This window comes from Streptomyces sp. NPDC049585 (assembly GCF_040675615.1).
Lineage (GTDB): Bacteria > Actinomycetota > Actinomycetes > Streptomycetales > Streptomycetaceae > Streptomyces > Streptomyces luteosporeus.
In genome coordinates this window covers 45607-69193 of the sequence record NZ_JBFAPE010000021.1, presented here as the reverse complement: position 1 = coordinate 69193, position 23587 = coordinate 45607, and the positions used below count along the sequence as shown (strand labels likewise).

Below are 23587 nucleotides of genomic sequence, written 5' to 3'. Positions count from 1 at the left end.
GGGCCTACCGTCGCAGCGCCGCCAGTTGGTCCGTGAACCAGTGGGCCGGGGGCAGGGCGGTTGCTGCGGACGTGAGACGTTTCGTGCGCTCCGCGCGCTCGGCCGGGTCCATCAGCAGGGCCATGTGCAGGGCGCGTGCCGTCGCCTCCACGTCGTACGGGTTCACCAGGAGCGCGTCCTCGCCCAGCTCCGCCGCGGCGCCGGCCTCGCGGGAGAGCACCAGCGCACAGCCGCGGTCGGAGACGAGGGGGACCTCCTTGGCGACGAGGTTCATGCCGTCGCGGATGGGGTTGACCAGGGCCACGTCGGCGATGCGGTAGGCGGCGAGGGAGCGTGCGAAGTCGTCCTTGACCTGCAGCGAGACCGGTTGCCAGGAGTCCGTGCCGAAGGCGGAGTTGATCTCCTGGGCGACGCGCTGGACCTCGTCCGTGTAGTCGCGGTAGACCTTCAGGTCCTGCCGGGAGGGGTAGGCGAAGGCGAGGTGGACGACGCGGCCGCGCCACTGGGGGTGGTCCTCCAGCAGGCGCCGGTAGGCGTGCAGGCCGCGCACGATGTTCTTGGAGAGCTCCGTGCGGTCGACGCGCAGGACGATGCTTCGGTCGGGGCCGATCTGCTCGCGCAGCCGGTCGATCCACTCCTCGACGTCCGGCCGGTGCGCGCGGGCGCGCAGGAACTCGGCGTCGGCGCCGAGCCCGTGCACGCCGAGCCGGGTGGTGCGGTCCTCGAAGCGGACGGCCGCGGCGGTGCCGTCCTCCTCGCGCAGGATCTCCGCGCCGGGCAGCACGCTCGCGCAGCAGGCGGCGAAGGACTCGGCCCAGCGGCGGGTGAGGAAGGCGGCCCGGTCGCCGCCGAGCATGCCGCGCAGCACCTGTTCGGCGATGTCGTCGGGCAGCAGGCGGTAGTAGTCGGGCGGGGCCCACGGGGTGTGGGAGAAGTGGCCGATGCGCACATCGGGGCGGCGGGCGCGGAGCAGCCCGGGCACGAGGGTGAGGTGGTAGTCCTGGACGAGGACGCTGGCGCCCTCGGCGGCCTCCTCGGCGACGGCGTCGGCGAAGGCGGTGTTGTACGCCTCGTACTGGGCCCACTGCTCGCGGAACCCGCTGTCGAAGGACGGTTCGAGCGGGGTCTGCCAGAGCATGTGGTGCAGGAACCACAGGACGGAGTTGGCCACGCCGTTGTACGCGGCGGCGAAGGTGGCGGAGGGGATGTCGAGCATCCGCACCGGCTGCTCGCCGGTGTCGGCGGCGTCCAGCCTGCGCCCGGCGCGCCGGGCGGCGAGCCGGTCGCCCTCGCCGAGGGCCGCGCAGACCCACACGGCCCCGGCGTCCGGGCCGATCGCGCTCAGCCCCGAGACCAGCCCGCCGCCGCCGCGGCCCGCATGCAGCGTGCCGTCCTCGCCGAGCCGGTAGGAGACCGGGCCGCGGTTGGAGGCGACCACGATGGGCGCCGCGCCGGGGGAGGTGTGGGTGTGCTCAACGACCATGTCGCCAGCCTTGCCCCCGGGAGAACCGCTCAAACGTACGCTTACGCGGCATGCCGGCGGGCGTACTCCGGGATTCCGGCCATCGGGGGGCGCTCCTCGGTGTCGACCGGGTACGTCCGCGGGACGAAACCCTCCGCCGTTCGCTCGAACTGGGTCAGTGCGGGCCGCACGAGGTGGCCGCGGGCCAGCCGCAGCTGCGCCGTGCGGTAGATGGTGGCTGCCATCCGGCCGAGCGCGCGGCCGTCCTGGTGGCGGTGCTTGCGCTCGCCGACGTCGACCTGGGCGAGGGCGTCCAGGCCCACCGTGTGCAGCGCGTCGACGAGCAGGCCGAGCTCCACGCCGTACCCGACGGGGAAGGGCAGCCGCTCCAGCAGCGAGCGGCGGGCGGCGTACTCGCCGCCCAGCGGCTGGACGAAGCCGGCGAGCTGCGGCCAGTGCAGGTTCAGCAGCGGGCGGGCGACCAACTCGGTGACCCGGCCGCCCTGGCCGGGGGCCTCGCCGAGGGGACGGTCGTACATCCCCTTGACGAACTGCACCTCGGGGTCGGTCAGCAGCGGGCCGACGATGCCGGAGACGAACGTGGCCGAGAAGTCCCGCAGGTCGGCGTCGACGAAGCAGATCACGTCGCCGGTGGTGACCAGCAGCGAGCGCCACAGGACCTCGCCCTTGCCGGGCAGGGCCGGGATCCGCGGCAGCACCTCGTCGCGGTGCACCACGCGCGCCCCGGCCGCCGCCGCCTCCGCCGCCGTACGGTCGGTGGAGCCGGAATCCAGCACCACCAGCTCGTCCACGAGCGGGACGGCGTCCGTCATCAGCTCGCGACGGATCGTCGCCGCTATGGCGCCGACCGTGGCCTCCTCGTTCAGCGCCGGCAGTACGACGCTGACCGTGGTGCCCGAGCCGCGTTTGGCAGCGAGAAGCCGGTCGAGCGGACGATCGGCTGCGGACCAGGACCGCTGGGCCAGCCAGCGCTCCACCTCATCCAGCACGTGTAGGACTCCCTGCTGTGCATCGTCTCGATGGTCGCCGATGCGCCCGTGTGACGCATCTCGCGGTTCGGACGGCCCTCTGCTGCGGCCGCCCCTTCCGTTACAGTCTTGAACAACGCGGACGGCCGCCCTATGTCGGGGTCGTTCCGCGCACAAATGCCTGGGTCCGCCCAGCGCCATACCGCTCATCCAGAGGGGCAGAGGGACACGGCCCGATGAAGCCCCGGCAACCCTCCAGCCGGTCTTTCGTCCGTACAGGACGCGAGGCTCCCGGCGGGGAAGGTGCCAATTCCGTCTCGTGGCGAGGTGCGCCGCGAGGAAGATGAGGAGAAAGGGCCTCGCCTCCATGGCCGTCGAAGCCGTTGAAAGTCGTACCACCACACCCTCCGCCGGACCTGCGTCCTCCTTCGGACCTGCCGTCGCGCTCTCCTGCCGCGAGTGCGGCGAGCGCTCCCCCCTCGGCCCCGTCTTCGCCTGCGCCTCCTGCTTCGGACCGCTGGAAGTGGCCTACGAGCTGCCCCAGGGCGATCCCGAGGAGCTGCGCCGGCGCATCGAGGCCGGCCCGGCCAGCATCTGGCGGTACGCCCCCCTGCTGCCGGTCGCCGCGGACGTCGCCGAACGGCCCAACCTCAACCCCGGCCTCACCAAGCTCGTCAAGGCCGACAACCTCGCCCGCGAACTCGGCGTGACCGGCGGCCTGTACGTCAAGGACGACTCCGGCAACCCCACGCACTCCTTCAAGGACCGCGTCGTCGCCGTCGCCGTCGAGGCGGCGCGCGCCTTCGGCTTCACCACCCTGTCCTGCTCCTCCACCGGGAACCTCGCCGGGGCCGTCGGCGCGGCCGCGGCCCGCGCGGGCCTGCGCTCGTGCGTGTTCATCCCGCACGACCTGGAAGCCGGCAAGGTCGTCATGGCCGCGGTCTACGGCGGCGACCTCGTCGGCATCGAGGGCACGTACGACGACGTCAACCGCTTCTGCTCCGAGCTCATCGGCGATCCGCTCGGCGAGGGCTGGGGCTTCGTCAACGTCAACCTCCGCCCGTACTACGCGGAGGGCTCCAAGACCCTGGCGTACGAGATCTGCGAGCAGCTCGGCTGGCGGCTGCCGGACCAGATCGTCGTGCCCGTCGCCTCCGGCTCCCAGCTGACGAAGATCGACAAGGGGCTCCGGGAGCTCGTCGCCCTCGGGCTCGTCGAGGACCGGCCGTACAAGATCTTCGGCGCCCAGGCCGAGGGCTGCGCCCCGGTCTCCCGCGCCTTCAAGGCGGGCCACGAGGTGGTTCGGCCGGTACGGCCGGACACCATCGCCAAGTCCCTGGCGATCGGCAACCCGGCCGACGGGATCTACGTGCTCGACATCGCCCGGCGCACCGGCGGCGGCGTGGAGGACGTCGACGACGCGGCGGTCGTCGACGCGATCCGGCTGCTCGCCCGGACGGAGGGCATCTTCGCCGAGACCGCGGGCGGGGTGACGGTGGGCGTGACCCGCAAGCTGCTCGCGAGCGGCGCGCTGGACCCGGAGCTGACCACGGTCGTGCTCAACACGGGGGACGGGCTCAAGACGCTCGACGCGGTCGCGGCGGGGCCGACGGCCACGATCCGTCCGACGCTCGACGCCTTCCGTGCGGCGGGCCTGCAGGGCCGGTAGGGCCCTTCGCCCGAACGGGCGTCCCTTTCTTCGCTTACACCTCTCACCTCACACGACACACAGAAGGTCGAGGCATACCCATGAGCGTCACCGTCCGTATCCCCACCATCCTGCGCACCTACACCGGCGGGCAGGCGGAGGTCGCCGCCGAGGGCGCCACCCTCGGCGAGGTGATCGCCTCCCTGGAGGCGAACCATCCCGGCATCGCCGGCCGGGTGCTCGACGACGCCGGCAAGCTGCGGCGCTTCGTGAACGTCTACGTGAACGACGACGACGTCCGCTTCGAGGACGGCCTGGGCACGGCCACGCCCGACGGGGCCGGCGTCTCGATCATTCCCGCCGTCGCGGGCGGCTGAGCCGGCCTCGCGACCACGCTCGGCAAGCAGACGGAATCGCCCCGTCCGTAAAGCGGACGGGGCGATTCCGTCTGTTGAAGCGCGCTACAGTTGGGGCGTTCCCCCTCTGGCGTCACTGCCGAGTGCGTACGAGAACCCGTCAAGTTGTGCCCATTGCGAGGATGCGATTTGCCGGGTTGGTGGCGTTTTGCCCGGCCCGACTTGCCCGGGAAGCTGTGGAAATCGGTACGAATAACCGATCGGCCGCCGCCGGATTTCTCGTCCGAGTGACCTGTTGCAGACGGCATCCGTGCAGATACATTCAGCCGCGGTCGACGCGTTCCGGCGCACACCCCCACCCTGTCTGGGGGTGAGGTCTGACCCGGGTCCGCGAAGTGCGGTCCTGTGCAAGGGCCAGTAATAGGGGAGTTAGGCATGGCTCAGGGCACCGTCAAGTGGTTCAACGCGGAGAAGGGGTACGGCTTCATCGCGGTCGACGGTGGTGCGGATGTATTCGTCCACTACAGCGCGATCCAGATGGACGGTTACCGCACCCTCGAGGAGGGGCAGCGGGTCGAGTTCGAGATCTCGCAGGGCCAGAAGGGGCCGCAGGCGGACATGGTCAAGGTGACCGTCTGATCGGTGCGCATCGACCACCGGCTCACTGAAGCTCGCTGAAGCTCGCCGAGGGGCTCGCGTCATCACGACGCGGGCCCCTCGCGCGTTGCGGGCACCCTTGGGCACCACGTGTGACCCAAGGCCCGGCGGGGCAGGCTGCACCGGTAGGGCGGCCTTGCACTCTCAGGGTGCGAGTGCTAATCATTGGGCTTAGCACTCTCCAGGTGAGAGTGACAGATTTGGACCGTCGGTGAGGTCGCGGGCCAAGCGGGGCAAGGAACCGCGGGGCAAGCAGGCCGTCCGTCGCGGGCGCCAGCGCGGTCCGGAGCAATCCACCCCGTCCTGGGAGGACCACTTCACATGGCCAAGATCATCGCGTTCGACGAGGAGGCACGGCGCGGTCTCGAGCGCGGGATGAACCAGCTCGCCGACGCCGTCAAGGTCACCCTCGGCCCCAAGGGCCGGAACGTCGTCCTCGAGAAGAAGTGGGGCGCCCCCACGATCACCAACGATGGTGTGTCCATCGCCAAGGAGATCGAGCTCGAGGACCCGTACGAGAAGATCGGCGCCGAGCTGGTCAAGGAGGTCGCGAAGAAGACGGACGACGTCGCCGGTGACGGCACGACGACCGCGACCGTCCTCGCCCAGGCGCTGGTCCGCGAGGGTCTGCGCAACGTGGCCGCCGGTGCCAACCCGATGGCCCTGAAGCGCGGTATCGAGAAGGCCGTCGAGGCCGTCTCCGCCGCCCTGCTCGAGCAGGCCAAGGACGTGGAGACCAAGGAGCAGATCGCCTCCACCGCCTCCATCTCCGCCGCCGACACCCAGATCGGCGAGCTCATCGCCGAGGCCATGGACAAGGTCGGCAAGGAAGGCGTCATCACCGTCGAGGAGTCCAACACCTTCGGCCTCGAGCTCGAGCTCACCGAGGGCATGCGCTTCGACAAGGGCTACATCTCGGCGTACTTCGCGACCGACATGGAGCGCATGGAGGCCGTCCTCGAGGACCCCTACATCCTCATCGCCAACTCCAAGATCTCCTCGGTCAAGGACCTGCTCCCGCTGCTGGAGAAGGTCATGCAGTCGGGCAAGCCGCTGCTGATCATCGCCGAGGACGTCGAGGGCGAGGCCCTGTCGACCCTGGTCGTCAACAAGATCCGCGGCACCTTCAAGTCCGTCGCCGTCAAGGCCCCGGGCTTCGGCGACCGCCGCAAGGCCATGCTCGGCGACATCGCCATCCTCACCGGTGGCACGGTCATCTCCGAGGAGGTCGGCCTCAAGCTGGAGAACGCCGGTCTCGACCTGCTCGGCCGCGCCCGCAAGGTCGTCATCACCAAGGACGAGACGACCATCGTCGACGGTGCCGGTGACAGCGACCAGGTCCAGGGCCGCGTCAACCAGATCCGCGCCGAGATCGAGAACAGCGACTCCGACTACGACCGCGAGAAGCTGCAGGAGCGCCTGGCGAAGCTGGCCGGCGGCGTGGCCGTCATCAAGGCCGGTGCCGCCACCGAGGTGGAGCTCAAGGAGCGCAAGCACCGCATCGAGGACGCCGTCCGCAACGCCAAGGCCGCCGTCGAGGAGGGCATCGTCGCCGGTGGTGGCGTGGCCCTGCTGCAGGCGTCCGCCGTCTTCGAGAAGCTGGAGCTCGAGGGCGACGAGGCCACCGGTGCCGCCGCCGTCAAGGCCGCCCTGGAGGCCCCGCTCAAGCAGATCGCCGTCAACGGTGGTCTCGAGGGCGGCGTCGTCGTGGAGAAGGTGCGCAACCTGGCCGTCGGCCACGGTCTGAACGCCGCCACGGGCGAGTACGTCGACATGATCGCCGAGGGCATCATCGACCCGGCGAAGGTCACCCGCTCCGCCCTGCAGAACGCCGCGTCCATCGCCGCGCTGTTCCTGACCACCGAGGCCGTCATCGCCGACAAGCCGGAGAAGGCCGCCGCGGCCGCTCCGGGCGGCATGCCGGGCGGTGACATGGACTTCTGATCGACCGCACCGGTTGATCGACCGTCCTGATCGCCGGGGCGGCACCCCTCTCCCAGGGGGTGCCGCCCCGGCGGCGTTTTCCCCTCCCCGCGGCCCGGTGCGCCCGTACCGTGTGGAGGCACACGGATGCGAGCGAGGGGCGGGGCGTGCACAACGACATATCCGGCGGCGTCTTCTTCCACACCGTCGTCCAGGGCCAGAACGTCACCCTCCAGCTGCCCCGCGAACTGCCGCCCCACCTCACCGGCATGCCCGATCCGTCGCCCACCTTCACCGGCCGCGGCGACGACCTCGCCTTCCTCACCGACCTCCTGCGCCCGCGCCCGCCCGGCGACGGCGCGCCCCACGTGTGCTCCGTGGCCGGACTGCCCGGCGTCGGCAAGACCGAGCTCGTCCGGCAGGCCGCCTGGCACGCCTGGCGCGAGCGGGACTGGTTCCCCGGCGGCGTGCTGTTCGTCGACCTCTTCGGCTACGACGCCGAACGCCGGCTCACCCCCGAACGCGCCCTCGGCTCCCTGCTGCGCGCCCTCGGCGTCACCGACGAACACCTCCCCGCCGATCTGCAGGACCGCGCCCGCCTCTACCGCTCGGTGCTCGCCGCCTACGCCGACCAGGGACGCCGGCTCCTCGTCGTCCTCGACAACGCCGGCAGCAGCGAACAGGCCCGGCCGCTGCTCTCCGGCGACCCGCGCATCCCCGTCCTCGTCACCTCCCGCCACACCCTCACCGGCCTCGGCGCCCGGCTGTACGACCTGTCCGTACTCGACGAGGCCGCCGCCGTGGACCTGCTGGCCGGAGCCGTGCGCCAGGCCCGCGGTGAGGACGACACCCGCGTCGCCGACGACCCCGGCGCCGCCGCCCGCCTCGCCCGGCTGTGCGGCCACCTGCCCCTCGCCCTGCGGATCGTCGCCGCCCTGCTCGCCGAACTGCCCAGCCGGCCGCTGGCCTCCATGGCCGGTGCCCTGGAGGACGGCCGCAGCAGACTCGAGCGCCTGAGCAGCGAGGACGCCACGGTCCGCGCGGCCTTCGCGCTCTCCTACGCGCACCTGCGCCCCGACCAGGCCCGCCTCTTCCGGCTGCTGTCCCTCAACCCCGGCCCCGACCTGTCCACCGAGGCCGCAGCCCGCCTCGCCGACGCCGACCCCTACGCCGCCGAGGAGCTGCTGCGTGCCCTCGCCCGCGGCCACCTGCTGGAGGCGGGCGCGACGTACGGGCGCTGGCGCATGCACGACCTGATGCGCCTGTACGCCGCCGAACTGGGCGAGGCCCACGGCACCGGGGACGCCGCCGTGCGGGCCCTCGAAAGACTCCTGCAGTACTACGTCGACACGACCCGGGCCGCCGCCAGCCACCTGGCCCACGCGGCCGCGCCCCACCCCCTCTTCGCCACCCGCAACCAGGCCCTGACCTGGCTCGACGACGAGCGCACCAACCTCATCGCGGTCGCGGCGACGGCCGCCGCCCTCGACGCACCGCAACTGCCCCTGATGCTGTTCGAGGCCCTCGTCGAGTACCTCTCCCTGCGGCGCCACTTCGACGACTGGCTGGGGCTGGGGGCCCTGGCCATGTCGGCGGCCCGGGCCATGGAATGGCCGCTCGCCCTCGCCGGAGTGCTCAACAACATCAGCGTGCCGATGCGCCACCTGCGACGGTTCGAGGAGGCGGCCTCGATCATCAAGGTCGCCGCGGACCTGTACCGGCAGATCGACGACCGCAGCGGCGAGGCCGGCGCCCTGAGCAACCTCGGGCTGGTGCTCGGCGAGATGCGCCGCTTCGACGAGGCGATCACCGTCCTGGAGAAGGCCATCGCCATCCACCGCGAGACCGGCGAACTGCGCAACGAGGGCATCGCACTGACCAACCTCGGCCTCGTCCTGCAGGACCTGCGCCGCTTCGCCGAGGCCATCGAGGTCCACCGCCAGGACGCCGCCATCTGCGCACGCATCGGCGACCGCCGCGGGGAGGCCCTGGCCCTGAACAACCTCGGCACGGTCCTGCGCCACGAGGGCCTGCTCGACGAGGCCGCCGAGGCCCTCGTCCGCGCCCGGGACATCCTGTGCGAGCTGGGCGACGTCCACGGCGAGGCCCAGACGCTCACCAACCTGGGCCTCGTCCGCTCCCGGCAGGGGCGGCTCGAGGAGTCCCTGGACGCGCAGGCCCGGGCCGTCCAGGCCTTCCGCACCTGCCACGCCCCGCACGGCGAGGCCAACGCACTGGGCAACCTCGGGCTGTCCCTGATCAGATCCGGCCGCAACGAGGAGGCGCTCGCCCCCCTCGAACAGGCGGTGGCCCGCTACCGCGAGCTGGCCGACCGCAACGCCGAGGGCAGGGTCCTCGTCAACCTCGCCTCCGCCCTGGCCGGCGCCGGCCGCCCGGCCGAAGCCCTCGCGGCCTGCACCGAGGCCGTCGCCTGCTACCGCGACACCGACGACCGCTACCACGAGGGCCTGGCCCGGGTGAACCTCGCCCAGCTCCTGCACGAGGCCGGCAGCCCGGCGGAATCCGCCACCACCCTCGCCGAGGCCCTCCCCGCCCTGCGCGAGACGGGCGTCCTGGAGCAGGACGGCCCGGCGCCGCGGACCCTGGAGGACGTCCACAAGATCCTGGAAGCCCGCGGAATCCTCGACTGACCGCCCGCTCGCGAACCCCCGACGTGACCACCCCCGCATGAGGCACACTGGAGGTTTAGCCGTAGCGAAAGGGTGACGCGTGAACGGTCCGCTGATCGTCCAAAGCGACAAGACGCTGCTCCTGGAAGTGGACCACGAGCAGGCCGACGCCTGCCGCCGGGCCATTGCGCCGTTCGCGGAGCTGGAGCGGGCGCCGGAGCACATCCACACCTACCGGGTCACGCCGCTGGGGCTGTGGAACGCGCGGGCCGCCGGGCACGACGCGGAGCAGGTCGTCGACGCGCTCGTCACCTACTCCCGCTACCCCGTGCCGCACGCGTTGCTCGTCGACGTCGCCGAGACCATGGCCCGCTACGGGCGGCTGCGGCTGCTCAAGCACCCGGTGCACGGGCTGGTGCTGGAGAGCACCGACCGGCCGGTGCTGGAGGAGATCCTCCGGTCGAAGAAGATCGTGCCGCTGGTGGGGGCCCGGATCGACGACGACACCGTCGCGGTGCACCCCTCCGAGCGCGGGCAGATCAAGCAGACGCTGCTCAAGCTGGGCTGGCCCGCGGAGGACCTGGCCGGGTACGTCGACGGCGAGGCGCACCCCATCGAGCTGCACGAGGACGGCTGGGCGCTGCGGCCGTACCAGCAGCAGGCCGTCGACGGCTTCTGGCACGGCGGCTCCGGCGTGGTCGTGCTGCCGTGCGGCGCGGGCAAGACGCTGGTCGGCGCGGGGGCCATGGCCAAGGCCAAGGCCACGACGCTGATCCTGGTGACCAACACCGTCTCGGCCCGGCAGTGGAAGCACGAGCTGGTCAGGCGCACCTCGCTGACCGAGGACGAGGTGGGCGAGTACAGCGGGACGCGCAAGGAGATCCGCCCGGTCACCATCGCCACGTACCAGGTGCTGACCACGAAGCGGAAGGGGATCTACCCCCACCTGGAGCTGTTCGACTCCCGGGACTGGGGCCTGGTCGTCTACGACGAGGTGCACCTGCTGCCCGCGCCCGTCTTCAAGTTCACCGCCGACCTGCAGGCCCGGCGGCGGCTCGGACTGACCGCGACGCTGGTGCGCGAGGACGGCCGGGAGTCCGACGTCTTCTCCCTGATCGGCCCCAAGCGCTTCGACGCGCCGTGGAAGGAGATCGAGGCCCAGGGCTACATCGCCCCGGCCGACTGCGTCGAGGTGCGGGTGAACCTCACCGAATCGGAGCGGCTGGCGTACGCGACGGCGGAGCCCGAGGAGAAGTACCGCTTCTGCTCGACCACCGACTCCAAGCGCCGCGTCACCGAGGCGCTGGTGGCCCGGCACAAGGGCGAGCAGACGCTGGTCATCGGCCAGTACATCGACCAGCTCGACGAGCTCGGCGAGCACCTGAATGCGCCCGTGATCAAGGGCGAGACCAGCAACGCCCAGCGCGAGAAGCTCTTCGACGCCTTCCGGGCGGGGGAGATCTCCGTCCTGGTCGTCTCCAAGGTCGCGAACTTCTCCATCGACCTGCCGGAGGCGACCGTCGCCATCCAGGTGTCGGGCACCTTCGGCTCCCGTCAGGAGGAGGCCCAGCGGCTCGGGCGGGTGCTGCGGCCCAAGGCCGACGGACACGAGGCGCGGTTCTACTCGGTCGTCGCCCGCGACACCATCGACCAGGACTTCGCGGCCCACCGCCAGCGCTTCCTGGCCGAGCAGGGCTACGCGTACCGCATCGTCGACGCCGACGAGTTGCCGGCAGGCGACGGGACCGGCTGATGCGCCCGCGTGTACGCGGGAGCAGTCGCTACCCTGGCGGGTGAATTCCCGCGGACGAATTCACGCCACGGCGCGGCGGTGGTACGGCAAGGAGGGCGCTTTGCCTCATCAGGAGATCTACGAGGTGCTGTACACCGAGCCGGCGGCGCGCGACCGCGACCGGCTCGATCCGGTGCGCCGCGCCGCGTTCGACAAGGCCGTCGAGATCCTGGCGCGTGACCCCTACACCGAGCTCTCCCGGCCCATCGGGCTGGGGGAGCACGACCGCGAGGTGCGGCTGACCTCGCAGATCGTCGCGGAGTACATGGTCTCGCGAGGGCGGCTGCTGCTGGTGGTGCTGCGCATCTTCGACGACGCGGACGTACTGCTTCCGGAGTCGTAGCCGACTGCGCCCGTCAGCCGTTCGGCAGGTTGGCCAGCACGGCGAAGGTGAGCAGGCCGGCGCCCAGGGAGAGCACGGCCGTGGTCGTACGGGCCGCGGAGAAGCGGGTGCGCGAGGGCAGCACCCAGGAGACGATCAGCAGGACGACGGCCGTCAGCCACAGGATCGGGGCGGCCATGAGGGCGTTGTTCAGCGCCTGCGAGCAGTGGTCGGGGCCGCAGCTGTCGGTCGCCATCGGCGACAGGCCGATGGACACGAAGTCCATGAACAGCAGCGGCAGCATCACGAGGGTGGTCAGGGAGCGGACCAGCCAGGCCCGGTCGTCCCTCGCGGAGTTCGTGTGGTTCATGCCCCCATCCAACCGGCCGGCGGGTCGCCGGAACACCGCCGACGTACTCAGCTCCTTGGGACGGGCTACTCAGAGGGCGGGGCGCTCCTCCGCGTGGCGGCCCAGGAGGACGACGCTCAGGGCCGCGCCGGCGAAGGCCTTGAAGGCGCGGAGGGCGGAGTTGAATGGCGTGGTCGTGTTCATGCCCTCAATGATGGCTTCCGGCCACCGCCGCGGCATCGGCCTGCCGGTGTAACTGCGCAGGTCCGGGCGTACGACTTGAGCAGCACGGCGTCCCCTACGGGAGAGGGACGGGCGTCCCCGAGGGCGCGCCGGGGGCGCGGAAAATGCTTCGCGCGCCCAGGGGGCAGGTGACTACAATCCCCCCTTCTCGCCGCCTCCCGCCCCTTTCGCCGCGGGTGCGCTGCCGTCCGGACGGAAACCGGCGGCCGACCGCTCTTCCGCCGTACGTCTGGAGGCTCCGCCGTGCCCGCACAGCAAGTGACCACCCACGCCGACGACCCGCTGGAGCGCGAGCGCACCCATTTGGCCGCCTCCCGGGCGGCTCTGCGGGCGATGCGGGCCGACGTCGAGGCGCTCGACATCAAGGATGTCGCCGCCAACTGGGTCAACGCCCAGGTGTTGGAGCGGCAGATCGAGGAGCGCATCGCGGCGCTGGCGGATCTGGCGCACACCCCGCTCTTCTTCGGGCGCCTGGACTATCTGCATGCCCCCGGTGCGGAGCTGGCGGAGGGTGCCGCATCAAAAGGGGCGGCGCGAAGCGCCTCCGGCCGGGGTGGTGGTCGGGCGACGGGCGGGCAGTTCTACATCGGGCGGCGGCATGTGCACGACGGCGACGGCGACCCGATGGTCGTCGACTGGCGTGCACCGGTCTCCCAGCCGTTCTACCGGGCGTCGAAGAAGGAGCCGATGGACGTGCGGCTGCGCCGCCGCTTCGGCTACACGGGCGGGGAGTTGACGGCGTACGAGGACGAGGACCTCACGGGCGCCGACCCGGCCGCCGACGAGCGGGCCGGGGCCCTGCTGCAGGCCGAGATCGAGCGGCCCCGCGTCGGCCCGATGCGGGACATCGTGGCCACCATCCAGCCGGAGCAGGACGAGATCGTACGCGCCGGGATCGCCGGCACCGTGTGCGTGCAGGGTGCCCCCGGTACCGGCAAGACGGCGGTGGGCCTGCACCGCGTCGCGTACCTCCTGTACGCCCACCGGGAGCGGCTCGCCCGCACCGGCACGCTCGTCGTCGGGCCGAACCGCTCCTTCCTGCGCTACATCGAACAAGTACTTCCCGCACTGGGTGAGTTGAACGTCGCCCAGGCCACCGTCGCCGACCTCGTCGGCAGCGTTGCCAAGGTCGAGGTGCGCGGCACCGACACCCCCGCCGCCGCCCGTATCAAGGGCGACGCGCGCATGGCCGAGGTGCTGCGGCGCGCGGTGCGTTCCGGCGTGACGATGCCGGCCGAACCGGTCGTCGTCGTGCGCGGCGCCCGGCGCTGGCGGGTGCCGGCGTACGAGATCGAGGAGATGGTGCGCGAGCTGCTGGCCCGCGACATCCGCTACGGCGCCGCGCGCGAGGCGTTGCCGCAGCGCATCGCGCACGCCGTGCTCGTCCGCATGGAGGAGTCCGGCGAGGCCCCCGACGACCGGGTGCAGGACGCGGTCGCCCGCAACCCCGCCGTGAAGGCGGCGGTCAAGGCGATCTGGCCCGCGGTCGACCCGGCGAAGCTCGTGCTGCGCCTGCTGTCGGACGCGTCGTTCCTGGCGGAACAGGCGGCCGGGCTGCTCGACGAGGACGAGCAGCGGCACATCCTGTGGGAGCGCCCGCCGCGCTCGGTGCGCTCGGCCAAGTGGTCCGCGGCGGACGCGGTGCTGATCGACGAGGCGGCCGACCTCGTGACCCGTACGCCCTCGCTGGGGCACGTGGTGCTCGACGAGGCCCAGGACCTCTCGCCCATGCAGTACCGCGCGGTCGGCCGGCGCTGCACCACGGGCTCGGCGACGATCCTCGGCGACCTGGCGCAGGGCACGACGCCGTGGGCCACGCGCACCTGGCAGGAGGCGCTGGCCCATCTCGGCAAGGCCGATGCGGTCGTCACGGAGCTCACGCAGGGCTTCCGCGTGCCCCGCCAGGTGATCGCCTACGCCTCCCGGCTGTTGCCGGCGATCGCGCCCGGCCTGAAGGAGGCCACCTCGGTGCGCGAGTCGCCGGGCGACTTCGCGGTGCGCGAAGTGGGTGCGGAGGCGCTCGACGAGGCGGTGGTGGCGGCCTGCCGGCAGGCCCTGGGCCACGAGGGCTCGACCGGCCTCATCGCCGCCGACGCGCGCGTACCGGAACTGGCCCGCGCCCTGGACCGGGCCGGCCTCGCCCACCTGGCCCCGGGCGAGGAGACGAGCGAGGGTGCCCGCCTGACCCTGGTGCCGTCGACGCTGGCGAAGGGCCTGGAGTACGACTACGTGGTCCTGGACGAGCCGGCGGCGGTCGTGGCGGGCGAACCCGACGAACGGACGGGCCTGCGGCGCCTGTACGTGGCACTGACCCGAGCGGTGTCGGGCCTGACCGTGCTGCACGCGCAGCCGCTGCCGGCGGAGCTGGGGCGGGGCGAGGGCTGAGGCCCGTCAGCCGCTGATCCCGGCCTGCCCGGCCTGCGCGGCCTGAGCGGTCTCCTTCAGGATCGCGTCCAGCAGGCCGGGGAAGCGGGCGTCGAGGTCGGCGCGGCGCAGGCGCACGTAGCGGTTGCGACCCGCGGTGCGCGTCGTGGTGACGCCGGCCTCGCGCAGGACGCGCATGTGGTGCGAGACGGTCGACTTGTGGAGGCCCTCCAGGCCGAGCTCGCACTGGTCGCAGCTGTGCTCGCGGTCGTCGGCGTAGACGGCGAGGAGTCGCAGGCGTACGGGGTCGCCGAGGGCGCGCAACACGGCGACCAGCTCGATCTCCTCGCGTGCGGGCTGCGGAAGCGTTTCGTCCGGCATCGGGCGGGGTCCTCTCCTCCTCGGCAACTGTTTGACAATCATCCACCTTTCCCTATTGTTTGACGAACGCCAAACAGTTGACGCCAGACAAGGGGGATCCGTGCGTCTTCGCCTGCTCCTGCTCGCCCTCGGCACCTTCGCCGTGGGCACCGATTCGATGGTCATGGCCGGCATCCTCGGCCTCGTCGCCCGCGACCTGGACGTCTCCGTCCCGGCCGCGGGCCAGATGGTGACCGTCTTCGCCCTCGCCTACGCGGTGTTCGCGCCCCTGCTGGCGACGCTCACCGCCCGCTGGCCGCGCCGCCGGCTGCTGCTGACGGCCCTCGTCGTCTTCACCGCCGCCAACGCCCTCAGCGCGCTCGCCCCCACGTACGAGACGCTCCTCGCCACGCGCGTGCTCGCCGCGGCCGGGGCCGCGCTCTACACGCCCACCGCCAACGCGGTCGCCACCGGGCTCGTGCCGCCCGAGCAGCGCGGCCGCGCGCTGGGCACGGTCATGGGCGGGATGACCGTCGCCACGGCGCTCGGCGTACCGCTCGGCACCTACCTCGGGCGCGTGGAGTGGCGGCTGACCCTGTGGCTCGTCGTCGCGCTCGGCATCGTCGCCATCGCCGGAGTGGCCCTCTTCCTGCGCGAACCGCCGGCGGCCGGCAGAGGCGCGACCCCCGGACTGCGCGAGCGGCTGGCGCCGCTGCGGGACCGGCGCGTGGCGATCGGCGTGCTGACCACCTTCGCGTACTTCCTCGCCGTCAACGCCGTCTACATCTACCTCGGCACGGCCGTGCGCACCGCCACCGGCGGCGACGCCGACCGGCTGAGCCTGGTCCTGCTCGCCGGCGGCGCGGCCTCGGTGGCCGGCACCTGGCTGGGCGGCCGGGCCGTCGACCGCCTGGGGGCGGACCGGGTGCTGCTCCTGGGCGGCGCGGTGGCGGCCGCGGCCTTCACGGCGCTGCCCTGGCTGGGGCGCACCATGCCGGGGGCCATGGCGTACGCGGCGGTGGTCTCGATGGCCGGCTGGGCGATCGGGGTCGCCCTGCCGCACCGGCTGGTGTCGGTGGACCCGGCGAACGCACCGCTGCTGATCTCGCTCAACAGCAGCGCGCTCTACACGGGGATCGCGGCGGGCGGGGCGACGGGCAGCGCGGCGATCGCGCTGCTGGGGGAGCGCTGGTTCCCGCTGACGGGCACGGCGCTGGTGGTGGCCGCCACGGTCCTGGCGGGGGCCGTGCGGGACGGGCGCCGGCCGGTGGGCCGGCTTGCGCCCACCCCTTCCGCCGTGTCCGGCGGATCACGCAGCGCCCCGTAAGGGGCACGGGGCAGCGTCGATCTGCGGCTGCCGCCGATCGGCACTGCCCCGCGCCCCTTACGGGGCGCTACCCGTCCAGCGCCTCGCGCCAGACGCGGACCGCGGCGGGGTCGACCGGGGACGTCCAGCCCGCCGGGCGGGCCGCGGAGCCGATGTGGAAGGCCGTGATGCCCGCCGCCCGCAGCGGCGGCACGTGCTTGAGCTGCAGTCCGCCGCCGGCCATGATGCGCGGCTCGTAGCCGGGCTCGTCCGCGCGGCCGGCCTCGGCCAGGAGCGTGGGCAGGCCGTCGTCGACGCCGGCGGGGGAGCCGGCGGTGAGGTAGGTGTCCAGGCCCGGCTGGTCGGCGAGCTGCTTGCGCAGCGCGTCGCGGTCGGCCGCGCGGTCGACGGCACGGTGGAAGGTCCAGCGGGCGGCCGGGCCGGCGGCCTCGACGAGGGCGCCGACGGCGGCGAGGTCGGCGCGGCCGTCGTCGGTCAGGAAGCCGAGGACGTACTCCCGCGCCCCCGCGGCCCGCAGCGCGGCGGCCCGGGCGCACAGGGCGTCCAGTGCGGCGGCGTCGCCGGCGGCGAAGCCGTCGGTGGCGCGCAGCATCACGCGGACGGGGATGTCGACGGCGTCCCGGACGGCGGTGAAGGTCTCAAGGGGAGGGGTGAGACCGTCGGCCGCCATGTCGCAGACCAGTTCGAGCCGGTCCGCACCTCCGGCCTGCGCGGCCACTGCGTCCTCGGGGCCGAGGGCGATCACCTCGAGAATTGGTCTAGACATGTAATCAAGCGTGCCACACCCCGCACCCGCCCGTCGACGGGGCCTCGCCGGGGGCGGGGGTGCGGGGTGGGGCGGCGGTCAGCAGGTGGTCAGGCTCTTCGCGTCGGTGACACTGCCGAGCGAGTAGTACGTCTCGGTACGGGCCTGGTGGGCGGGAACCGAGTAGCACGTGCTGCCCGGACCGTTGCTGAAGACTCCACCGGATCCGGCCAGGTGAGTGGCCCACAATGGGCACCATGGCCCTCATGTCCGAGCACGATGCCCTGCGCGCCCGCTGGCGGCGGACCGTCGAGCGGGTCCGGCCCGGTCAGGGGCCCGATCCCGACCGTTACGCGGACGACCTGCTGGCCCGTTGGGCCGAGCCGCAGCGGCGGTACCACACCGTCGACCACCTCTCCGCCGTCCTCGCGCACCTCGACGCGCTGGAGCCGTACGCCGACGACATCGACGCCGTCCGCCTGGCCGCCTGGTTCCACGACGCCGTCTACCGCCCGGACCGCTCCGAGAACGAGGAGCGCTCCGCCCACCTCGCCGAGCGCGCCCTGCCCGAGCTCGGCCTGGACCCGGCCCGTACGGCCGAGGTCGCCCGGCTCGTCCGGCTCACCACCACCCACGACCCCGACCCGGGCGACCGCGACGGCGAGACGCTGTGCGACGCCGACCTGGCGGTGCTCGGCGGCTCCCCGCGCGCGTACGCGGCGTACGCGGCCGCCGTCCGCGAGGAGTACGCCTTCGTGCCGGACGACGCCTTCCGCGCAGGACGCGCCGATGTGCTGCGTCATCTCCTCGCCCTGCCACGACTTTTCCGCACCCCGCTCGGCCACGACCGGTGGGAACTGCTGGCACGCCGCAACCTCGCCACCGAACTGGAGCTGCTCACCGGGGAATAGCGGTCCGGCCGTTCGCGCTGGTCATGGATATGCCCCACGCCAGTCCCTCCCGTACGCCCATGCCCGTCGCCGTCCATGTGCTCGGCCTGTCCGTATTCGCCCTCGGCACCTCCGAGTTCATGCTGTCCGGGCTGCTGCAGCCGATCGCCCGCGACATGGACGTCTCCATACCGCAGGCCGGACTGCTGGTCTCCGCTTTCGCGATCGGCATGGTCGTCGGCGCGCCCCTGCTCGCCGCCGCGACCCTGCGACTGCCGCGCCGTACGACGCTCGTCGCCCTGCTCGCCGTCTTCGGGCTCGGCCAGGTGGCCGGGGCGCTCGCGCCCACGTACGGGGTGCTGTTCGCCTCCCGGGTGGTGAGCGCACTGGCGTGCGCCGGGTTCTGGGCCGTGGGCGCGGCGGTGGCCGTCTCGCTCGTCCCGGTGGACGCCCGCGCCCGGGCCATGGCCGTCATGGTCGGCGGCCTGTCCATCGCCAACATCGCCGGCGTACCGGCCGGTGCCCTCCTCGGCCAGCACGCGGGCTGGCGCGCCGCGTTCTGGGCGGTCGCCGCGCTCTCGGCCGTGGGCCTGGTCGGCGTCCTCGCGGTCGTTCCCGCCACCCAGCCGCCCACCGGCGCCGACGCGCCGCGCCTGCGCACCGAACTCTCCATCTACCGCGACCGGCAGGTCTGGCTCGCACTGATCACCACCGCGCTCAACGCCGCCGCCGTCTTCTGCCTCTTCTCCTACCTCGCCCCGCTGCTCACCGAGACGGCCGGACTGCCGGAGAGCTGGGTACCGACCGTCCTCGCCCTCTTCGGGGTCGGCGCACTGATCGGCACGACCATCGGCGGGCGCGTCGCCGACGCGCACCTCTTCGGGACGATGTACAGCGGCATCGGTGCCGCGGCCGTCGTCATGGCGGTCCTCGCCCTGACCGCCCACACCGCTGCCGCGGCCGTCGGCATGGCCATGCTGCTCGGCGTCGCCGCGTTCACGACGGCGCCCGCGCTCAACGCCCGCATGTTCAACGTCGCCAACGCCGCACCGACGCTCGCGGGCGCGACCACGACGTCGGCGTTCAACCTCGGCAACACGGTGGGGCCGTGGCTGGGCGGCCTCGTCATCGCCGCCGGCTGGGGCTACCCGGCCGTGGCCTGGCTGGGCGCGGACCTGGCGGCGCTGGCACTGTGCACGACGGTGGTGGCCGGCCGTTTGCACGGCGGGGAGTCGCGGGTGGTGGCGCGATCCGCGGAGCGGGAGCGCAAGCGCGAGCCGGCGGCGTAGCCGGGCCCTGTCTGGCAGCTCTTCGTTACGCGGTCACCACGGCGCCCCGTAAGGGGCGCGGGGAACCGCGCGACAAGCCACGACGTGCCCGCACAGGGGGTGCTGCTCCGCCCAAGGTGCGCGTCGGACTGCGGGCCGTCGCCGGCTGATCGCGCCCACGCGGCGCAGCCGCAGATCGACACCGCCCCGCGCCCCTTACGGGGCGGAGCCCCCGGGAGACGGGGAAGCCTACGGCGCGCGCCGCTTCGGGCGGCGCAGGCCGGACTCGCGGAGCAGGCGTACCAGCTCGCGGCTGCTGATCCGCGTCGCCCCCATCCCCACCGCCGTCTCGTACGAGGACGCCGGAATGTCGTAGTGGTCGCCGTCGAACGCCCGCGGCGGCGCGCCGAGGGCGGCCGCGAAGGCATGCAGTTCGGCGTACGACTCGTCGCTGACCAGGTGGGACCACAGGCGTCCGTGTCCCGGCCAGGTCGGCGGATCGATGTAGAGCATCAGCGCACCGCCGTGCCGAGGGAGCCGATGGGCGCGACGAGCACGGCCTGCTTGGTGCAGGCCCAGTGCGGGTCGGGGCCGAGTTCGGGTTCGACTTCGAGGGCGTGGGGGTCGCCGGAGTCGGTGCACAGGGGGCACAGGGGCCAGCGGCCGTGCCGTTCCAGCAGGGCGTCCTGGACGTCCTGGGCCACGAGCCCGGGCAGGTACTCGGCGCCCTGCGGCCACTGCTCGACCCACCACCGCCGGTGGGCGACCGCGTCCTCGACGAGGTCGACGACGTCGGCCTCGGCGACGTCGCCGGCGACCAGGTCGGCGAGGACGAGCGCACGCGCCGCGTGCAGTGCCTGTTCGAGCTCCATGTGCACCATTGTCCCGGGCGTACGGGGTTGACGGCGCGCCGGGCCGAAAATACCTTTCGGAACGTGAGCGGCACCGTGAAGGAAACCTTCGGGGCGCGCCCCACTCCGCCCGCGGCGCTGGCCGCGAAGGTGCGTACGCTCGCCCCGACCATGACCCGCTCCATGCAGCGCGTGGCGGAGGCGGTGGCCGGGGATCCGGCCGGTTCCGCGGCGCTGACCGTGACGGGGCTCGCCGAGCGCACCGGTACCAGCGAGGCGACCGTCGTGCGCACGGCCCGTCTCCTGGGCTATCCCGGCTACCGCGACCTGCGGCTGGCCCTGGCGGCGCTGGCCGCCGAGCAGGCGGCGGGCCGGGCCCCGGCCGTGACCGCGGACATCGCCGTGGACGACCCCATGGCCAGCGTCGTCGCCAAGCTGGCCCAGGAGGAGGCGCAGTGCCTGGCGGACACCGCCGCCGGCCTGGACACCGCCGCCCTGGAGGCCGCCGTCGCGGCACTCGCCGCGGCCCGCCGCATCGACGTCTACGGCAGCGGAGCCTCCCACCTCGTCGGCCAGGACCTCGTGCAGAAGCTGCTGCGCATCGGCCTGGTGGCGCACACCCACGCCGACCCCCACCTGGCCGTGACGACGGCCGTGCAGCTCGGCGCGGGCGACGTGGCCCTGGCCCTCACGCACTCCGGCAGCACCACCGATGTCGTCGAGCCGCTGCGCGTCGCCTTCGAGCACGGGGCGACGACGATCGCGGTCACGGGCCGGCCGGGCGGGGGGATCGCCCAGTACGCCGATCACGTCCTCGTCACGTCCTCCGCCCGGGAGAGCGAGCTGCGCCCCGCGGCCATGTCGAGCCGCACGAGCCAGCTGCTCGTGGTGGACTGCCTGTTCATCGGCGTCGCCCAGGCCACGTACGACCGGGCGGCACCGGCGCTGGCCGCCTCGTACGAGGCGCTGGCGCACCGGCACGCCCCGCACGACCGGCGCGACCGGCGCTGATGGCATCCCGTTCCCCCGAGCCGGAGGAGAGGCCCCGCCAGATGTCCGAGGCCGTGGCCCTGAGCGCCCTGCGGGCGCAGCTGGCGGGGCTGACCACCGAGGCGTTCCGGCCGGAGCTGGCCGACATCGACCGGCTGCCCACCGGGGACATCGCCAGGATCATGAACGCGGAGGACGCGACCGTGGCCGGCGCGGTCGCCGACCGGCTGCCGCAGATCGCGGCGGCCATCGACGCGACGGCCGAGCGCATGGCCCGCGGCGGCCGGTTGGTCTACGCCGGCGCCGGCACGGCCGGCCGGCTGGGCGTGCTGGACGCCAGCGAGTGCCCGCCCACGTTCAACACCGGCCCCGACCGGGTCGTCGGCCTGATCGCCGGCGGTCCGGGCGCGCTGGTCGCCGCGGTCGAGGGCGCCGAGGACAGCGAGGAGCTGGCCGCCGCCGACCTCGACGCCCTGGGCACCGGCCCCGGCGACACCGTCGTCGGCGTCTCGGCCTCCGGCCGTACGCCCTACGCGCTCGGCGCCGTCCGGCACGCCCGCGCCGCGGGCGCCCTGACCGTCGCCCTGGCCTGCAACGCCGGCTCGGCGCTGGGCCGGGCCGCCGAGCACGCGATCGAGGTCGTCGTGGGGCCGGAGCTGGTGACGGGCTCGACGCGGCTGAAGGCGGGCACGGCGCAGAAGCTCGTCCTCAACATGATCTCGACGATCACGATGATCCGGCTGGGCAAGACGTACGGGAACCTGATGGTCGACGTCCGTGCCTCCAACGACAAGCTGCGCGCCCGCTCCCTGCACATCGTCTCCCTCGCCACGGGGGCGCCGGACGCCGAGGTGCAGGCGGCGCTCGCCGAGACCGGCGGCGAGGCGAAGAACGCCATCCTGGTGCTGCTCGCCGGCGTCGACGGGGCCACGGCGGCGCGGTTGCTGAGGGAGTCGGGCGGGCACCTGCGTGCCGCGCTGCGGGAGGCGTCGGGCTGACGTAGCGTCATGTGCTGGTGAAGCACGCATGACACAGGACGCCCGGCCGACCCACGACCCGCCCGGTACGGGCGCGGCGCTCCTCGCGCTGCTCGGCGGCGCCGCGAACGTCCGCTCCGTCGCCGACTGCATGACCCGCCTGCGCGTCGAGGTCCACGACCCCGCCGCCGTGGACGGCGCGGCCCTGCGGGCCCGGCCCGGCGTCCTGGGCGTGGTCGCCGACGGCCCGGCCTGGCAGATCGTGCTCGGCCCCGGCACGGTCGGCCGGGTGGCCAGGGAACTGCACCTGCTGCTCGCCCCGCCGCCCCCCGATCGCGGACGGCTGCTCCTGCGCCGCATCGCGCAGATCTTCGTACCGCTCATCCCCGCCCTCGTCGGCTGCGGCATCATCGCCGGCCTCGCCGGACTGCTGGCCAACCTGCACCTGCTGCCCGCGCTCGTCCCCGCGCTCACCGCGATCGCCGGCGGCTTCATGTCCCTGATCGCGGTGCTCGTCGGGTACCAGACCGCCAAGGAGTTCGGCGGCACGCCGATCCTCGGCGCGGCGGTGGCAGCCGTCGTCGTCCACCCGGGCGTCGCCCGCGTCGACGCCTTCGGGCTCTCCCTGACCCCCGGCCAGGGCGGAGTCCTCGGCGCCCTGGCCGCCGCCCTGCTGGCCACCGGCGTCGAACGCACCTGCCGGCGCATCGTCCCCGAGGCCCTGGACACCCTCGTCACCCCCTTCCTCACCGTGCTGCTGCCGGGGCTGGTCACGCTGTACGGGCTGATGTTCGCGGCCGGCGAGATCTCCTCCGCCACCGGCCACCTGGCCGACCGGCTGCTCACCCACGGCGGCGCGGCCGCGGGCTTCGTCCTCGGCGCGCTCTTCCTGCCCCTGGTCATGCTCGGCCTCCACCAGGCCCTGATCCCCCTGCACACCACGCTCATCACCGAGACCGGCTCGACGGTCCTGCTGCCGATCCTCGCCATGGCCGGTGCCGGCCAGGTCGGCGCCGCCCTGGCCGTCTACGTCCGCCTCCGCGGCGACGCGGACCTGCGCAGAACCATCCGCTCGGCCCTCCCGGCCGGCCTCCTCGGCATCGGCGAACCCCTCGTCTACGGCGTCTCCCTGCCGTTGGGCCGACCGTTCGTCACGGCCTGCGTGGGCGGCGCGTGCGGCGGGGGCGTGGTGGGCCTCCTCCACCAACTCGGCCACACGTGCGGCGCAACGGCGATCGGCCCGTCGGGGTGGGCCCTCTTCCCCCTGCTGCGGGGCAGCGACGGCCTGCTGGGGGCGGCAGCGGTGTACGGGGCGGGGCTGCTGACGGGGTACGCGGCGGGATTCGGCGCGACGTACGCGTTCGGGTTGCGGCGTGTCCTGCGAGCCGGTGGCCGTGCGCCTGCGGCGGGCTGAGCCCCGGCCCCACCCTCTCCCCTTCTCCCG

General features: G+C 73.3%; 21 protein-coding genes and 1 riboswitch. Of the genes, 14 read left to right on the top strand and 7 right to left on the bottom strand.

The window, feature by feature from the left end; all coding sequences use genetic code 11:
• Positions 1-4 precede the first annotated feature (4 nt).
• Both AB0K17_RS21365 and AB0K17_RS21360 read right to left on the bottom strand, forming a co-directional pair.
• Positions 5-1483: a trehalose-6-phosphate synthase gene (locus AB0K17_RS21365; protein WP_365969536.1), complete on the bottom strand. Its 1479-nt coding sequence runs from the start codon at positions 1481-1483 to the stop codon at positions 5-7.
• Positions 1484-1524: 41 nt separating this feature from the next.
• Positions 1525-2472 carry a glucosyl-3-phosphoglycerate synthase gene (locus AB0K17_RS21360; protein ID WP_365969535.1) on the bottom strand — a complete coding sequence of 316 codons (948 nt, stop codon included), beginning with the start codon at positions 2470-2472 and terminating at the stop codon, positions 1525-1527.
• A gap of 182 nt (positions 2473-2654) precedes the next feature.
• Positions 2655-2801, top strand: a riboswitch (SAM riboswitch).
• Between AB0K17_RS21360 and thrC the strand changes: the two genes are divergently transcribed.
• The 7 genes from thrC to AB0K17_RS21325 all read left to right on the top strand — a co-directional run bounded on the left by thrC (position 2795) and on the right by AB0K17_RS21325 (position 11800).
• Positions 2795-4120: a threonine synthase gene (gene thrC / locus AB0K17_RS21355; protein ID WP_365969534.1), complete on the top strand. Its 1326-nt coding sequence runs from the start codon at positions 2795-2797 to the stop codon at positions 4118-4120. Its footprint overlaps the riboswitch before it by 7 nt.
• 80 nt (positions 4121-4200) lie before the next feature.
• Positions 4201-4476: a ubiquitin-like small modifier protein 1 gene (locus tag AB0K17_RS21350; RefSeq protein WP_365969533.1), complete on the top strand. Its 276-nt coding sequence runs from the start codon at positions 4201-4203 to the stop codon at positions 4474-4476.
• Between the two features lie 414 nt (positions 4477-4890).
• Entirely contained in the window at positions 4891-5094 is a 204-nt protein-coding gene (locus AB0K17_RS21345; RefSeq protein ID WP_190135646.1) for a cold-shock protein, read from the top strand.
• 339 nt (positions 5095-5433) lie between these two features.
• On the top strand, positions 5434-7056 hold the full coding sequence (gene groL / locus AB0K17_RS21340) for a chaperonin GroEL (RefSeq protein ID WP_365969531.1): 1623 nt from the start codon (positions 5434-5436) through the stop codon (positions 7054-7056).
• A 146-nt stretch (positions 7057-7202) separates the two neighbouring features.
• Positions 7203-9686, top strand: coding sequence for a tetratricopeptide repeat protein (locus AB0K17_RS21335; RefSeq protein WP_365983869.1), 2484 nt, complete (start codon positions 7203-7205; stop codon positions 9684-9686).
• Between the two features lie 79 nt (positions 9687-9765).
• Entirely contained in the window at positions 9766-11418 is a 1653-nt protein-coding gene (locus AB0K17_RS21330; RefSeq protein WP_365983868.1) for a DNA repair helicase XPB, read from the top strand.
• Between the two features lie 100 nt (positions 11419-11518).
• Positions 11519-11800: a hypothetical protein gene (locus tag AB0K17_RS21325; protein WP_344432608.1), complete on the top strand. Its 282-nt coding sequence runs from the start codon at positions 11519-11521 to the stop codon at positions 11798-11800.
• A 13-nt stretch (positions 11801-11813) separates the two neighbouring features.
• Here the strand turns inward: AB0K17_RS21325 and AB0K17_RS21320 are convergent, their stop codons facing one another.
• A complete protein-coding gene (locus AB0K17_RS21320; protein WP_365983867.1) occupies positions 11814-12149 on the bottom strand; it encodes a hypothetical protein in 336 nt (111 codons plus the stop codon).
• Positions 12150-12614: 465 nt separating this feature from the next.
• On the opposite strand from AB0K17_RS21320, the gene AB0K17_RS21315 reads away from it, so the two are divergent.
• Positions 12615-14756 (top strand): ATP-binding domain-containing protein, encoded by a 2142-nt coding sequence (locus AB0K17_RS21315; protein WP_365983864.1) that lies wholly within the window; start codon positions 12615-12617, stop codon positions 14754-14756.
• A 6-nt stretch (positions 14757-14762) separates the two neighbouring features.
• Here the strand turns inward: AB0K17_RS21315 and AB0K17_RS21310 are convergent, their stop codons facing one another.
• The gene (locus tag AB0K17_RS21310; protein WP_365983863.1) at positions 14763-15116 is read right to left on the bottom strand and encodes a helix-turn-helix domain-containing protein; all 354 of its coding nucleotides are present in this window, start codon (positions 15114-15116) and stop codon (positions 14763-14765) included.
• A 100-nt stretch (positions 15117-15216) separates the two neighbouring features.
• Here AB0K17_RS21310 and AB0K17_RS21305 point away from each other — a divergent pair, with 100 nt between their 5' ends.
• Positions 15217-16422: an MFS transporter gene (locus tag AB0K17_RS21305; protein ID WP_365983862.1), complete on the top strand. Its 1206-nt coding sequence runs from the start codon at positions 15217-15219 to the stop codon at positions 16420-16422.
• A gap of 67 nt (positions 16423-16489) precedes the next feature.
• Here the strand turns inward: AB0K17_RS21305 and AB0K17_RS21300 are convergent, their stop codons facing one another.
• Entirely contained in the window at positions 16490-17188 is a 699-nt protein-coding gene (locus AB0K17_RS21300; protein ID WP_365969524.1) for a copper homeostasis protein CutC, read from the bottom strand.
• 245 nt (positions 17189-17433) lie between these two features.
• Here AB0K17_RS21300 and AB0K17_RS21295 point away from each other — a divergent pair, with 245 nt between their 5' ends.
• Positions 17434-18078, top strand: a complete 645-nt coding sequence (locus AB0K17_RS21295; RefSeq protein WP_365969522.1) for a hypothetical protein — start codon at positions 17434-17436, stop codon at positions 18076-18078.
• A 59-nt stretch (positions 18079-18137) separates the two neighbouring features.
• Entirely contained in the window at positions 18138-19346 is a 1209-nt protein-coding gene (locus tag AB0K17_RS21290) for a Cmx/CmrA family chloramphenicol efflux MFS transporter (RefSeq protein ID WP_365983861.1), read from the top strand.
• A 228-nt stretch (positions 19347-19574) separates the two neighbouring features.
• Here the strand turns inward: AB0K17_RS21290 and AB0K17_RS21285 are convergent, their stop codons facing one another.
• Both AB0K17_RS21285 and AB0K17_RS21280 read right to left on the bottom strand, forming a co-directional pair.
• A complete protein-coding gene (locus tag AB0K17_RS21285) occupies positions 19575-19841 on the bottom strand; it encodes a DUF4031 domain-containing protein (protein ID WP_365983907.1) in 267 nt (88 codons plus the stop codon).
• Positions 19838-20197: a hypothetical protein gene (locus AB0K17_RS21280; RefSeq protein WP_365970151.1), complete on the bottom strand. Its 360-nt coding sequence runs from the start codon at positions 20195-20197 to the stop codon at positions 19838-19840. Before AB0K17_RS21280 ends, AB0K17_RS21285 begins: the two co-directional genes overlap by 4 nt.
• Positions 20198-20272: 75 nt before the next feature.
• Between AB0K17_RS21280 and AB0K17_RS21275 the strand changes: the two genes are divergently transcribed.
• Genes AB0K17_RS21275 through AB0K17_RS21265 form a run of 3 tightly spaced genes read left to right on the top strand, consistent with a single transcriptional unit; the run spans position 20273 to position 23557 of the window.
• Positions 20273-21187: a MurR/RpiR family transcriptional regulator gene (locus AB0K17_RS21275; RefSeq protein WP_365983905.1), complete on the top strand. Its 915-nt coding sequence runs from the start codon at positions 20273-20275 to the stop codon at positions 21185-21187.
• A gap of 41 nt (positions 21188-21228) precedes the next feature.
• Positions 21229-22164 (top strand): N-acetylmuramic acid 6-phosphate etherase, encoded by a 936-nt coding sequence (murQ, locus tag AB0K17_RS21270; RefSeq protein ID WP_365983860.1) that lies wholly within the window; start codon positions 21229-21231, stop codon positions 22162-22164.
• A gap of 28 nt (positions 22165-22192) precedes the next feature.
• Positions 22193-23557, top strand: a complete 1365-nt coding sequence (locus AB0K17_RS21265) for a PTS transporter subunit EIIC (protein WP_365970149.1) — start codon at positions 22193-22195, stop codon at positions 23555-23557.
• Positions 23558-23587: the final 30 nt, after the last annotated feature.

What these genes read in the sequence shown, in the direction of transcription:
- AB0K17_RS21365 (WP_365969536.1), bottom strand. Translation starts at nt 1,483, where the DNA reads ATGGTCGTTGAGCACACCCACACCTCCCCCGGCGCGGCGCCCATCGTG.
- thrC (WP_365969534.1), top strand. Translation starts at nt 2,795, where the DNA reads ATGAGGAGAAAGGGCCTCGCCTCCATGGCCGTCGAAGCCGTTGAAAGT.
- AB0K17_RS21350 (WP_365969533.1), top strand. Translation starts at nt 4,201, where the DNA reads ATGAGCGTCACCGTCCGTATCCCCACCATCCTGCGCACCTACACCGGC.
- AB0K17_RS21345 (WP_190135646.1), top strand. Translation starts at nt 4,891, where the DNA reads ATGGCTCAGGGCACCGTCAAGTGGTTCAACGCGGAGAAGGGGTACGGC.
- groL (WP_365969531.1), top strand. Translation starts at nt 5,434, where the DNA reads ATGGCCAAGATCATCGCGTTCGACGAGGAGGCACGGCGCGGTCTCGAG.
- AB0K17_RS21320 (WP_365983867.1), bottom strand. Translation starts at nt 12,149, where the DNA reads ATGAACCACACGAACTCCGCGAGGGACGACCGGGCCTGGCTGGTCCGC.
- AB0K17_RS21310 (WP_365983863.1), bottom strand. Translation starts at nt 15,116, where the DNA reads ATGCCGGACGAAACGCTTCCGCAGCCCGCACGCGAGGAGATCGAGCTG.
- AB0K17_RS21300 (WP_365969524.1), bottom strand. Translation starts at nt 17,188, where the DNA reads ATGTCTAGACCAATTCTCGAGGTGATCGCCCTCGGCCCCGAGGACGCA.
- AB0K17_RS21295 (WP_365969522.1), top strand. Translation starts at nt 17,434, where the DNA reads ATGTCCGAGCACGATGCCCTGCGCGCCCGCTGGCGGCGGACCGTCGAG.
- AB0K17_RS21290 (WP_365983861.1), top strand. Translation starts at nt 18,138, where the DNA reads ATGCCCGTCGCCGTCCATGTGCTCGGCCTGTCCGTATTCGCCCTCGGC.
- AB0K17_RS21280 (WP_365970151.1), bottom strand. Translation starts at nt 20,197, where the DNA reads ATGGAGCTCGAACAGGCACTGCACGCGGCGCGTGCGCTCGTCCTCGCC.
- murQ (WP_365983860.1), top strand. Translation starts at nt 21,229, where the DNA reads ATGTCCGAGGCCGTGGCCCTGAGCGCCCTGCGGGCGCAGCTGGCGGGG.
- AB0K17_RS21265 (WP_365970149.1), top strand. Translation starts at nt 22,193, where the DNA reads ATGACACAGGACGCCCGGCCGACCCACGACCCGCCCGGTACGGGCGCG.